This window comes from Microbacterium sp. MYb54, assembly GCF_002979515.1.
Taxonomy (GTDB): Bacteria; Actinomycetota; Actinomycetes; order Actinomycetales; family Microbacteriaceae; genus Microbacterium.
Genome location: NZ_PCPA01000005.1, coordinates 236,829 through 248,771 on the forward strand (window position 1 = coordinate 236,829; position 11,943 = coordinate 248,771).

Consider the following 11,943-nt stretch of genomic DNA (forward strand, 5'->3'; position numbering starts at 1 on the left):
CGCTTCGGCGTGCGCAGAGACGACCACGTTCCGGAAACGCCGGATCTGTGGGAGAAGCGGATGCTCCGGCATCCGATTCGATGAAAGGAAAGAGAATGGCACCGAAGAAGAAGGTGACCGGCCTGATCAAGCTTCAGATCAACGCCGGTGCAGCCAACCCGGCGCCGCCGATCGGCCCCGCGCTCGGTCAGCATGGCGTCAACATCATGGAGTTCTGCAAGGCGTACAACGCCGCGACCGAGTCGCAGCGCGGCAACGTCATCCCCGTCGAGATCACCGTCTACGAGGACCGCAGCTTCACGTTCATCCTGAAGACCCCGCCTGCTGCGGAGCTCATCAAGAAGGCCGCAGGCGTCCCCAAGGGCTCCGCGACCCCGCACACCGTCAAGGTCGCGAAGATCACCAAGGACCAGGTCCGCCAGATCGCCGAGACCAAGCAGGCCGACCTGAACGCGAACGACATCGAGGCCGCGATCTTGATCATCGCCGGCACCGCCCGTTCCATGGGCATCACGGTCGAGGGCTGAGGAGAATAATCATGGCTACCAAGTCCAAGGCTTACAAGGCTGCCGCCGAGAAGATCGAGGCAGACCGTTTCTACACCCCGACCGAGGCTGTCGCCCTCGCGAAGGAGACCGGCTCGTCGAAGTTCGACTCGACCGTCGAGGTCGCGCTGAAGCTCGCGGTCGACCCCCGCAAGGCAGACCAGATGGTGCGCGGCACCGTCATCCTGCCCCACGGCACCGGTAAGACCGCCCGCGTCATCGTCTTCGCCACCGGCCCCGCGGCCGAGGCAGCGATCGCCGCAGGTGCAGATGAGGTCGGCGGCGCCGAGCTCATCCAGAAGGTCGCCGATGGCTGGACCAACTTCGACGCCGCTGTCTCCACCCCGGAGCTCATGGGCCAGGTCGGTCGTCTCGGAAAGGTGCTCGGACCGCGTGGTCTGATGCCGAACCCGAAGACCGGCACCGTGACTCCGAACCCGGCCAAGGCCGTCGAGGAGATCAAGGGCGGAAAGATCGAGTTCCGCGTCGACAAGCACGCCAACGTGCACTTCGTCGTCGGCAAGGCATCCTTCACCGCAGAGCAGCTGAACGAGAACATCGGCGCAGCGCTCGAGGAGATCGTCCGCCTCAAGCCGTCGAGCTCGAAGGGCCGTTACATCCAGAAGGGTGCGGTGTCGACCACGTTCGGCCCCGGCATCCCGCTGGACGTCAACTCCATCTGAGTCTGACTCTCTCGAAACGCCCCCGGGTCCGCCCGGGGGCGTTTCTGCGTCTCCGGCGACCCACGAAACGAAACGTCATCGGATGCTCGGAACGGCCCAGCGCCACGTACTGTGGGGGAGTTCCCGCGACGGTCGCGTAAACTCGCACCGCGCTTCACACCCCAGGAGGGTTCATGTCTCGTCGTCTCATCGCCGTCACCGCACTCGTCGTCGCCGCTGCCGCCCTGACCGCCTGCAGTGGTTCCAGCACGCCCGCGAACACCTCGGGCAGCGGTGAGAGCTCCGCGAGCTCGGAGTACGGTCTCGCGAAAGACGGCACGCTCACGGTCGGGACCGAGGGCACCTATCGCCCCTTCAGCTTCCACGGCGACAACGGTGCCGGCGACCTGACCGGATACGACGTGGAGATCATCGAGGCCGTCGCCGACAAGCTCGGTCTCGAGGTGAAGTTCGAAGAGACGCAGTGGGATGCGATCTTCGCGGGTCTCGACGCCGGCCGCTTCGACGTGATCGCCAACCAGGTCACGATCAACGACGAGCGCGAGGCGAAGTACCTCTTCAGCGCTCCGTACACCGTCTCTCCTGGCGTGATCGTGGTCGCCGACGACGACGACTCGATCTCGGCGTTCGCCGACCTCGAAGGCAAGACCACCGCGCAGTCGCTCACGAGCAATTGGAACGACCTCGCCACCGAGTCGGGCGCCAAGGTCGAAGGCGTCGAGGGGTGGGCACAGGCCGTCGAGCTTCTGCGCCAGGGCCGCGTGGATGCGACCATCAACGACAAGCTCACCTTCCTCGACTACGAGACGACGAACAGCCCGACCGGCCTGAAGATCGCGGCCGAGACCGACGACGCGGGTGAGCAGGCCTTCGCCTTCACCAAGGACAAGGAGGCTCTCGTCACGGCGGTCGACGGCGCACTCGAAGAGCTGCGAGCCGACGGAACCCTGGCCGAGATCAGCAAGAAGTACTTCGGCGAAGACGTCTCGCAGTAATCGATGGAGAGTCCCTGGCAGCTGTTCCTGGACTCGCTCGGGCCGATCGCCTGGGCGGGTCTGACGGCGACGGTGCCGCTCGCGCTGGCATCGTTCGCCCTGGGACTCGTCATCGCGGTCGGCATCGCCTTGATGAGGATCTCGGTGAATCCGATCCTCTCGGGCATCGCCCGGTTCTACATCTCGGTGATCCGCGGTACGCCGCTGCTCGTGCAGCTGTTCGTGATCTTCTACGGCATGCCGTCGATCGGGATCACGATCGACCCGTGGCCGAGCGCGATCATCGCGTTGTCGCTCAACGTCGGCGGATACGGTGCCGAGGTGGTCAGGGCGGCGATCCTCTCGGTCCCGCAGGGGCAGTGGGAGGCCGCGTACACGGTCGGCATGAACCGCACCCACACCCTCACCCGCATCATCCTGCCGCAGGCTGCACGGGTGTCGGTGCCGCCGCTGTCGAACACGTTCATCTCGCTCGTGAAGGACACCTCGCTCGCGTCGCTGATCCTGGTCACGGAGCTGTTCAAGGTGGCGCAGCAGATCGCGTCGACGACCTACGAATTCATGGTGCTCTACCTCGCCGCCGCGCTGGTCTACTGGGTGTTGTGCCTGGTGCTGTCGTTCGGCCAGAGCGCACTCGAGAGGAGGCTCGACAGCCGTGTCGCACACTGACAACACCGCAGAGGCTCTGCTCACCGCCCGTGGCCTGCACAAGAGCTTCGGCGACAACGAGGTGCTCCGCGGCATCGACCTCACCCTGCACCGCGGCGAGGTCGTCGTGCTGATCGGTCCCAGCGGTTCGGGCAAGACGACGGTGCTCCGTGCACTCAACGGCCTCGAGACGCCGGATGCCGGCTCGATAGTCGTCGAGGGCGGTCCCGAAATCGACTTCGCGCCGGAGACGAAGCCCTCGACCCGCGTGCAGAAGCAGAAGCGGCTCGCACTGCGGGATCGTTCCGCGATGGTCTTCCAGCACCACAACCTCTTCCCGCACTTCACCGTCCTCGAGAATGTGATCGAGGGTCCGTGGCGGGTGCAGGGGCGCCCGAAGGCCGAGGTCGTGGCCGAGGCCCTCACTCTGCTCGACCGAGTGGGCCTGGCCGACAAGGCGGATGCGCGTCCGCATCAGCTCTCCGGTGGACAGCAGCAACGCGTGGGCATCGTGCGAGCACTCGCGCTCAAGCCCGACCTGCTGCTCTTCGACGAGCCCACCAGTGCACTCGACCCGGAACTCGTGGGGGAGGTGCTGCTCGTGATCAAGGAGCTCGCCGACGAGGGATGGACCATGGCGGTCGTGACCCATGAGCTGAGCTTCGCGCGCGAGGCCGCCGATCACGTGCTGTTCATGGACGGCGGTGTCGTGGTGGAGCAGGGGCCGCCGGCCGAGCTCTTCAGCGCGCCGAAGCATGAGCGCACGCAGCGCTTCCTCACTCGCATCATGCGCCCGCTCGACGGCTTCTGAAACCGCTCGCAGCTCGCCCCGAGCACGGATCGGTGGCAGGATGCCCTCGTGGGAACCATCGACGACTACCTCGCAGACCTCACCTCCGCCGATCGTGATGCGATCGATCGGGTCTATGCGATCGCCCGCCAGGAGGCTCCGGATGCGGAGCAGGGCAAGGGATACGGCATGCCGGCGCTCGTGTACCGCGGCAAGTCGGTGCTCTCGGTGATGCGGGCCAAGAAGCACATCGGGATCTACCCGTTCAGCCCGGATGCGGTCGCCGCGGTCGCCGCCCTCCTCGAGGGGCATCCTGGTGTCAGTGTCGACAAGGGGACGATCCGGTTCCAGCCCGAGCATCCGATCCCGAGCGACGTGATCGAGAAGCTCGTCCGCACCAGGCTCGCCCAGATCGGTGACGCCTGAAGCCGCTCAGCCCCCCAGGACCGGCAGCACCAGGCTGATCGCGATCGAGATCATGATCACCGCGATCACGGCGTCGAGGATGCGCCAGGAACGCGGAGTGCGCAGCCAGCGGCCGAGATAGCGCGCGCCGAAGCCCAGCGCCGTGAACCACAGGAGGCTGGCGGCGATCGCGCCTGCCGCGAACAGCCACCGCTCGTCGCCGTGGGTGGCTGCGATCGAGCCGAGCATCAGGACCGTGTCGAGATACACATGCGGGTTGAGCCAGGTCAGCGCGAGCGTGGTCAGGATCACGGGGGCCAGCCGGGTGCCGGTGAGTGTCGTCGTCGAACCATCGGCAGCCGGGGGACCGGGCAGCGCAGCATTCGTCCCATCGGCGTCGAGCTCCTCGCCGCCTCGCCAGGCGCGGCGCGCGGCCAGAATGCCGTAGGTGAGGAGGAACAGCGCTCCTGCCCATCGGGCCACGACGACGAGCCAGGGCGCGGCGGAGAGCACGAAGCCGAGCCCGGCGACGCCGGCGGCGATGAGAGCGGCATCGGAGAGGGCACAGATGAGGACGACGGCCAGGACGTGTTCGCGGCGGATCCCCTGACGCAGGACGAAGACGTTCTGCGCGCCGATCGCGACGATGAGGGAGAGGCCGAGTCCGAGGCCGGCGAGGACGGTGAGCATGCATCCAGCCTAGGAATCGAAGCACATGATGAGAAGCGAAGATTCCTACTGAACCATTAGCATCGCTAATGTGCGAATCGATCCTGAACTCGCGGCCACTCTTGCGGCGATCGTCGACGAGGGGACTCTGGACGCGGCCTCACGTCGCCTGCAGGTCACCCCGTCGGCCGTGAGCCAGCGGCTGAAGGCGCTCGAACAGCAGCTCGGTCGCATCCTGATCGTGCGCACCAAGCCCGCTCGCCTGACGGAGGCGGGAGAGGCGGTCGTGCGGCTGGCGCGGCAGGTGGCCCTGCTCGAGCATGACGCGCTCGTCGGCGTGGGGATCGACGAAGACGGCGGGGCGCGGCGGATCAGCATCCCCCTCGCTGTGAACGCCGACTCGATGGCGACGTGGTTCCTCGCCCCGCTCGCGAGGCTCTCGTCCGCACACGACATCGACTTCGACCTGCACCGAGACGATCAGAACTTCACCGCGCGGCTGCTGGAGTCCGGCACCGTGATGGCGGCGGTCACGAGTGAGGAGTCGCCGGTCACCGGATGCTCGGTGTCACCGCTGGGCGTGCTCGAATACCGGGCCATGGCAGAAGCGGGTTTCGCCGAGCGCTGGTTCTCGGACGGGGTGACATCGACGGCTCTGGCTGCAGCACCGTTCGTCGACTTCGACCGCCGCGACACGCTGCAGCACGAATGGCTCGGAGCGATGTCGGTCGGGCAGCAGGGGGTGCCACGGCACTACGTGCCCGCATCCCACGACTACGCCCTCGCCGTCGGACTCGGCCTGGGGTGGGGGATGGTGCCGCTCCTGCAAGAGGTGCAAGGGCTGGTCCCGCTGGGGGGTCCGACTCTTCGCGTGCAGCTCTATTGGCAGCAGTGGAACCTGCGTTCGGAGCTGCTGGACACCATCGCTGCGGAGATCGCCGCCGAGGCGCGTCGCGTGCTCGGCGGCACCCCCGTCACTCGCTCGCGGTCGAACCCGGCGTCACGCCGGAGCCGAGGGCGTGCAGCAGCCGGGTGAGGTTGCCGATATCGGTGAGGCTCCAGTCTTCGAGCGTGCGCAGCAGCATGCCCTCCTGCGGCAGTCGAGCCGCTGAAAGCCGCTCTGTGCCGAGGGGAGTGAGCTGCAGCAGGAAGGAGCGGCCGTCGGCGGGGTCGGCCGAACGCTCGATCAAACCGAGCTCCTCCAACTCGCGCACCGTCCGGCTGACCTGGCCTTTGTCCATGAGCATGCGCTCGGACAGCGTCGAGACCGTCACCCTTTCGTATCGTGCGATCGTGGTGAAGATCTTGTAGCCACCGGGCAGCAGGCCGGGACTCACCCGGTTCGCGTTCTCGGTGATCACGCGCCGAAAATGCGTGATCAGCTCGCTGAACTCCGCCTCGAGGGCGCGCACCGCGTCGGCCCGCGCCTCCGGGGTCTCGGTGATGTGATCAGCGGCGGACATCGGATGCCGTATCGCCGTGATCGCCCGTCCGGTCGATCACGGTGACGGTGCCCGTCGTCGGTGCTCCGGAGAGCGCCGTCGCATCGGAGATCGCGACGTCTGCGGCATCTTCCACTGCGCCGTCGACGGGCTTCTTCTTCTTCGCGGCATCCGCCTCGGCGCGCTCGCTCGTGGTCATGGTGGTGAGCGGGCGATTCGGCAGGAACAGGATCGCGATGAGGCTGATCACCGCGAGCGGGATGCCGATCAGGAACGCATGGGAGATGGCCTGCGCGTAGAAGTCCTCGATGATCGAGCGCACCGGCTCCGGGAGGAGACGCACCTCGGGCAGCGTTCCGCTCGAGAGTTGAGCGGCGACCTCGGCTCCCTTGTCGCCGAGCTGGGCGATCGCGGCGCCGATCCGCTCCTTGCCGTCGCTGAACAGGCTGGTCAGGGTGTTCGCGAGCACGGCGCCCATGACCGAGACGCCGATCGTGCCGCCGAGGCTTCGGAAGAAGGTCACGCCCGAGCTCGCGACGCCCATCTCGCTGGGCTTCGCGACGTTCTGCACGATGAGGACGAGGTTCTGCATCGTCATGCCGACGCCGGCGCCCATCACGAACATGTAGATCGAGACGAGGACGAAGTTCGTGTCGTAGTGCAGGGTCGACAGCATGACGGAGCCGGCGATCAGCAGCACGGAGCCGAGGATCAGGTAGCCCTTCCACTTGCCGAAGCGGGTGACGAGCTGGCCGACGACCATCGATGCGATCAGGAGCCCCGCCATCATCGGCAGCGTCATGAGCCCGGCCTCGGTCGGTGTGGCACCGCGAGAGAGCTGCATGTACTGCGCGAGGTAGACCGAGGTGCCGAACATCGCGACGCCGATCGAGATCGATGCGAGCACCGACAGTGTGAACGTGCGACCGCGGAAGAGCGTGAGCGGGATGAGCGGCTCGCGTACCTTGAGCTCGACGATGATGAAGGCGATGGCCGAGGCGAGCGCACCGCCGACCATGAGCACGGTCTCGGTGCTCCACCAGTCGAAGGTCGAGCCCGCGTTGGTGATCCAGATGAGGATCAGTGAGACGGCGGCCGAGAGCAGCACGATGCCGACGTAGTCGATCGATACCTTGCGGGTGCGCTCGGTGCTGATGTGCAGTGTCTTCTGCAGGATGATGAGCGCTGCGACCGCGAACGGGAGCGCGACGAAGAAGTTCCAGCGCCAGTTCGCGACGTCGGTGATCCATCCGCCGAGCAGCGGTCCGCCCACGGTGGCGACGGCCATCACGGCGCCGAAGAGGCCCATGTACCGGCCGCGCTCGCGCGGGCTGATGATGTCGGCCATGATGACCTGGCTGAGGGCGGCCAGTCCGCCGCCGCCGATGCCCTGGATGGCGCGGAATGCGATGAGGGTGTTCGTGTCCTGCGCGAAGCCGGCAGCGGCGGTCGCGGCCACGAAGATGACGATCGCGATCTGGATCAGCAGCTTGCGGTTGAACAGGTCGGCGAGCTTGCCCCAGATGGGAGTGGAGATCGCGGTGGTGAGCAGAGTCGCGGTGATGACCCAGGTGTAAGCGGCTTGGTCGCCACCGAGGTCGTGCACGATGACGGGCATCGAGGTGGAGACCACCGTGGTGGCGATCATCGAGACGAACATGCCGAGGAGGAGCCCGGTGAGGGCTTCGAGCACCTGGCGATGCGTCATCTTGACGGGAGAGTCCGTGGTCATGCGTGACCTTTCGCAGTCTGGAGGGAGGATGCTGCGACAGCTCTGGCGCGCACGAGATGGTTGAACTGCGTCAACTATACGCCGATCGTTGATCTACGTCAACGATTCGCAGCGGCCGATCCAGGTCTGCGCGGGATGAGCGAATGTCCTGCGCGAAATCGCCTTGTCCTTCGGAGGGGGCAAGGAGATGATGGCGCAAACGCGCGGATGCGTGGTCGTTGAGGGGCGATCGGAACACAGGTATTCGCGCGGTTCACCGAATTCCTGAGGGGGATGCGACATGGCTACCAAGGCAACGCAGCGCAAGATTCTCGCAGTACTGGCAGGCGGGCTCGTGCTCGGCGTCGGCACCGCGGTGACGCTCGCGGTCTGGAACGACTCCGAGTTCGCGAACGGCACGTTCACGGCAGGTGCTTTCAACCTGGAAGGGTCGACGGACGGAACCGCCTACGCCGACCATGCCACCACCGGCACCGCAGCGACGCTCGCTTTCACTCTGCCCGCAGGGCTGGTGGGGAACATGTCGCCGACGAGCTCCGTCTACGCCGGCTTCTGGGTGCGCCTGGCAGCCGGTACGACCAGTGGCGCGAACCTCGTCGCCGCCGGAACCACGGCCGACGCCGCAGCGACCTCGAACTCCGGGCACCTGTCGTACTCGATCTACCAGCTCGCGCCGGGGGCGACCTGCAACGCGGCGACCGCGACCGGCACGCCGATCGCGACCGGGGCTACGCTCGACGCCCAGACCGGTACCACCACCGTGCCGCTGACGGCCGGAGGGACCGCGGCCGTCCCCGGCACTGCGGTGCAATTGTGCTTCAAGGTGACTGCGGACGCGGCGCTCACACCGAGCCTGGTGACCAACGCCACCTGGAAGTTCACGGCGACCTCGACGAACTGAGCATGTGATGGTCACCCGCAGCGAAATGCGGGAGAGGCGGCGACTGCGCTCCCGTCGACTACGAGCCGTCCTCGCGGGTGGGCTCGTGTTCGGAATCGGCGTCACCGCGACTCTTGCCGCATGGAACGACTCCGAGTACGGCGCCGCGAGCTTCACGGCGGGGAGGTTCGACATCGTCGGAGCGATCGATGGGGCGACCTTCTCGAGCCACGCGACCACGGGGGCGGCGGCGACGTTGAACTTCGTGCTCGCTCCGACTGCGATGGCACCGGGAAACTCCACATACGCGCTGTTCAGCGTGAAGACCGCCAATCCTTCGGTCGCGGGAACGCTGCAGCTGACCGCGGGAACGCCGGGAGGCACGGGGCTCGCGACGTATCTCACCTACGGGGTGCGCACGATAGCCGGCACCACCTGCAACTCGACCACATACGCGGCGGGAACGGCGGTCGTGGCGGACGGATCAGCCCTCACCGCAGGAGGCTCGGCGACCCAGGTCGTGACGGCGAACGGCGCGGCGCAGGTGAACTACTGCTTCGCGGTCACGCTCCCGCTCACAGCACCGAACGCTGCGCAGGGGCTCACGATGACGCAGACCTGGCAGTTCCTCGGGACGTCGTCGTAGCAGGAGCGGATGGCAGGGAGGAGGACGAGATGACGATCCCCACGACACGACGGAGCCTGCGCGACAGAGAGACCTCCCTCGCCGCGGTCGAACCCCACGCGACCGCGGCGAGGGCGCATGCCGGTATCCGGCCGGGGCGGGTGATCGGCGACGTCCTGCTCTGGGCGGCCGCGGTCGCCGGTGCGATCTGCATCCTGCTCGTCGTGCTCGCCTTCACGGCGCAGATCACGCTCATCATGTTCCGCACCGGGTCGATGTCGCCCACGATCCCCGCCGGCTCCGTCGCGGTGGTGCAGCGCGTCCCGGCGACCGAGGTCGAGGTCGGCGACGTCGTGACCGTCGACCGCGAGGGGGAGCTGCCGGTGACCCACCGCGTCACCACGATCGCCCCGGGTGCGAGCGCGGACGAGCGCGTGATCACGATGCGCGGAGACGCGAACGCCGTAGACGATCCCTTCCCTTACCCGGTGACGTCCGTGCGGAAGGTGCTGTTCTCGGTTCCCGGGATCGCTCTGGTCGTCGCGGGCATGGGGAATCCGGTCGTACTCGGAACGCTGACGGTCGCGGCGACCGCTCTGGTGGTGTGGGCCTTCTGGCCACGCGGGGCCCGCCGGTTCAGGTCCGACGCTGAGGGGAACGGCCCATGAGGCGCATCTTCATCGCTGCCGTCCTCGCTGTCCTCGTGGTCGCGATGCCGTCCGCTGCGTGGGCGGCGCCGACGACCCAGGTCATCCAGGGATCGGTGCTGCGTCTCGTCTCCGTCGCTGACTGGGCGGCGGCAGGCAGTCTTCTGCCCGGTCAGCCCGTGCGGTGGGATGTCGCGGTGAGCGCCCATGCCCCGGATCCCGGCGTCGTGCGGATCGGCATCAGCGCGACGGGTGAAGCGCGGCTGCTCCTTGACGTGTCGACGTGTCCGCAGGCATGGACGGACACCGAATGTCCCGGCGGCGCGACCGAACTGCGCACCGGGTGGAGCATTCCGCGCGACGGCGTCGAGGTTCCGCTCACCGAGATCGCCGACACCGAGACGGCGTACCTCCGCCTCGCGATCTTCCTCGATCCGTCCGGGGGTTCGGGCGCCGGCAGCACTGACGTCCGCGTTCTCGCACAGGGCGCAGGGGAGACCGTGACCGTGGGGTCTGACGGAGGGTTGGCCACGACGGGTCTGCCGCCCGGCACTCCCTGGGCGGTCGGGGTGGGCGCGATACTCGTCGCGTGGGGTGCGGCGCTGGTGCACAGCCGTCGGCGACTTTCGGTAGCCGAGGCGGGGAGCGCGCGATGAGGCGCCCCGCACGCTCACGCATCCTGGCGGGTGCGGTCGGCCTCGCCGTTCTCGTCGGAGTCGCCTCAGCGCCTGCCGTGCAGATGACCGACGCCGCTTTCACCGACAGCGAGTACGCCACGCGGTCCTTCACAGCCGCGACGCTGGCGACACCGGTGGTCACATCGTGCACGGTGACGAGCTTTCTCGGCACCTTCACGGGCTTCACGATCACGTGGACCTCGCCCTATCTGACGGTGCAGCAACGACTTTCCATCAACAACGTCGTCGTCGACAACAGCAACGTGACGCAGAGCGGCGCTGGACCGTACACATACTCGGCGACCATCAGTTCCGGACTGCTGAACACGCTGCTGGGGAGTCTCCTCGGCTCCACCAACGCCGTGAAGGTCGAGACGATCTACGCCGGGACGTCGTGGGTCTCACCGGCGGCGTCGCGTTCGTTGTCGGTCGGTGGCCTCCTGGGCCTCGGCGGTAACAACACCTGCACCTGAGCGGTGCAGGGCTCGCTGCGCTCTCAGTCCGCGAGGGCGAGGGCTCGGAACGTGTCGCGTTCGCGGAGCTGTTCGCGGCGGCTGGCCGCGGCATCCGTCAGCCGGTTGGGGACCTGCTGGCCGGTGGTGCGCCGGTAGAGCTCATCGATGAGGTCGGTGGCGAGGCCGATGAGCTTCGCGATCTCGCGGTCGTCGCGGTCGATCCAGACACACCGCGGCTCGTCGTGGATGGGGGAGAAGTCGACGTGCTCCTCCCAGACGAACAGCGTCCGTTCGGCACCGAGCACGTGCTGCTGCCACCAGATCTGGCGCAGGTACGTACGGGGGATACCGCGGAAGGCCTTGTTGGTGGTCTTGATCTCGGCGAGCTTCACACGCCCGTCGGCGTCGACGGCGATGCCATCGGGCGTGGCGAGGTGGCGGTGCTCGACCTCCGCACGGAACAGGGCCGAGGAGGGGAGGATGCCGTGTGTCGCCGCGACCCAGGCGGCGATCTCGGGCTCGCGCCGCCGACCGTGATCGGTGTACGCGTTGCCTCCGAAGCGGGGTCCGCCGCCGAGCTTGGAGTCCGCTGCCCGAGAGATCGACTTCTCGGAGGTGAGTCCTGCCACGTCGGTGGCGGTGATGCCCCGCGAGCGCGCTCGCAGCCAGGCCACACGGTCACGGGAGTCCGCGACGATGCGTGCAGCGAGTTCCGGGTTCACTCTTCGACCCTAACCCCGCCCGCCGACC

Annotated in this window: 16 protein-coding genes; 12 read left to right on the forward strand and 4 right to left on the reverse strand. The window is 67.4% G+C overall.

All coding sequences use genetic code 11. The annotated features are described in order from the left end of the window. Positions 1 to 95 precede the first annotated feature (95 nt). The 6 genes from rplK to CQ040_RS08185 all read left to right on the forward strand — a co-directional run bounded on the left by rplK (position 96) and on the right by CQ040_RS08185 (position 4,087). Positions 96 to 527, forward strand: coding sequence for a 50S ribosomal protein L11 (gene rplK / locus CQ040_RS08160; RefSeq protein ID WP_028502398.1), 432 nt, complete (start codon positions 96 to 98; stop codon positions 525 to 527). A gap of 11 nt (positions 528 to 538) precedes the next feature. Further along, positions 539 to 1,228 (forward strand): 50S ribosomal protein L1, encoded by a 690-nt coding sequence (rplA, locus tag CQ040_RS08165; protein WP_017829144.1) that lies wholly within the window; start codon positions 539 to 541, stop codon positions 1,226 to 1,228. A gap of 173 nt (positions 1,229 to 1,401) precedes the next feature. Next, positions 1,402 to 2,223 carry an amino acid ABC transporter substrate-binding protein gene (locus tag CQ040_RS08170; RefSeq protein ID WP_105528179.1) on the forward strand — a complete coding sequence of 274 codons (822 nt, stop codon included), beginning with the start codon at positions 1,402 to 1,404 and terminating at the stop codon, positions 2,221 to 2,223. Positions 2,224 to 2,226: 3 nt separating this feature from the next. Next, positions 2,227 to 2,892, forward strand: a complete 666-nt coding sequence (locus CQ040_RS08175; RefSeq protein ID WP_105528178.1) for an amino acid ABC transporter permease — start codon at positions 2,227 to 2,229, stop codon at positions 2,890 to 2,892. Continuing rightward, positions 2,879 to 3,682, forward strand: a complete 804-nt coding sequence (locus CQ040_RS08180) for an amino acid ABC transporter ATP-binding protein (RefSeq protein ID WP_105528177.1) — start codon at positions 2,879 to 2,881, stop codon at positions 3,680 to 3,682. The genes CQ040_RS08175 and CQ040_RS08180 overlap by 14 nt, the downstream gene beginning before the upstream one ends. A gap of 48 nt (positions 3,683 to 3,730) precedes the next feature. After that, a complete protein-coding gene (locus tag CQ040_RS08185; protein ID WP_105528176.1) occupies positions 3,731 to 4,087 on the forward strand; it encodes an iron chaperone in 357 nt (118 codons plus the stop codon). Positions 4,088 to 4,093: 6 nt separating this feature from the next. Here CQ040_RS08185 and lysE read toward each other — a convergent pair whose 3' ends face one another. Further along, positions 4,094 to 4,756, reverse strand: coding sequence for an L-lysine exporter (lysE, locus tag CQ040_RS08190; protein WP_105528175.1), 663 nt, complete (start codon positions 4,754 to 4,756; stop codon positions 4,094 to 4,096). A 70-nt stretch (positions 4,757 to 4,826) separates the two neighbouring features. Here lysE and CQ040_RS08195 point away from each other — a divergent pair, with 70 nt between their 5' ends. Further along, a complete protein-coding gene (locus CQ040_RS08195; RefSeq protein WP_105528174.1) occupies positions 4,827 to 5,771 on the forward strand; it encodes a LysR family transcriptional regulator ArgP in 945 nt (314 codons plus the stop codon). Here CQ040_RS08195 and CQ040_RS08200 read toward each other — a convergent pair. Next, entirely contained in the window at positions 5,710 to 6,198 is a 489-nt protein-coding gene (locus CQ040_RS08200) for a MarR family winged helix-turn-helix transcriptional regulator (protein WP_105528173.1), read from the reverse strand. The genes CQ040_RS08195 and CQ040_RS08200 overlap by 62 nt on opposite strands. Continuing rightward, entirely contained in the window at positions 6,185 to 7,909 is a 1,725-nt protein-coding gene (locus tag CQ040_RS08205) for a DHA2 family efflux MFS transporter permease subunit (protein WP_105528172.1), read from the reverse strand. The genes CQ040_RS08200 and CQ040_RS08205 overlap by 14 nt, the downstream gene beginning before the upstream one ends. Before the next feature lie 280 nt (positions 7,910 to 8,189). Here CQ040_RS08205 and CQ040_RS08210 point away from each other — a divergent pair, with 280 nt between their 5' ends. The 5 genes from CQ040_RS08210 to CQ040_RS08230 are packed head-to-tail and all read left to right on the forward strand — an operon-like array spanning position 8,190 to position 11,211. Beyond that, entirely contained in the window at positions 8,190 to 8,810 is a 621-nt protein-coding gene (locus tag CQ040_RS08210; RefSeq protein WP_028502389.1) for a SipW-dependent-type signal peptide-containing protein, read from the forward strand. A 7-nt stretch (positions 8,811 to 8,817) separates the two neighbouring features. Next, positions 8,818 to 9,435, forward strand: a complete 618-nt coding sequence (locus CQ040_RS08215; RefSeq protein ID WP_105528171.1) for a SipW-dependent-type signal peptide-containing protein — start codon at positions 8,818 to 8,820, stop codon at positions 9,433 to 9,435. Between the two features lie 29 nt (positions 9,436 to 9,464). After that, a complete protein-coding gene (locus CQ040_RS08220) occupies positions 9,465 to 10,082 on the forward strand; it encodes a signal peptidase I (RefSeq protein WP_105528170.1) in 618 nt (205 codons plus the stop codon). Continuing rightward, complete coding sequence (locus CQ040_RS08225) at positions 10,079 to 10,717, forward strand: hypothetical protein (RefSeq protein WP_105528169.1); 639 nt, start codon at positions 10,079 to 10,081, stop codon at positions 10,715 to 10,717. The genes CQ040_RS08220 and CQ040_RS08225 overlap by 4 nt, the downstream gene beginning before the upstream one ends. Further along, complete coding sequence (locus CQ040_RS08230; protein ID WP_105528168.1) at positions 10,714 to 11,211, forward strand: hypothetical protein; 498 nt, start codon at positions 10,714 to 10,716, stop codon at positions 11,209 to 11,211. The genes CQ040_RS08225 and CQ040_RS08230 overlap by 4 nt, the downstream gene beginning before the upstream one ends. Before the next feature lie 23 nt (positions 11,212 to 11,234). Here CQ040_RS08230 and CQ040_RS08235 read toward each other — a convergent pair whose 3' ends face one another. Next, the gene (locus CQ040_RS08235; protein WP_105528167.1) at positions 11,235 to 11,915 is read right to left on the reverse strand and encodes a YqaJ viral recombinase family protein; all 681 of its coding nucleotides are present in this window, start codon (positions 11,913 to 11,915) and stop codon (positions 11,235 to 11,237) included. Between the last annotated feature and the right edge of the window lie 28 nt (positions 11,916 to 11,943).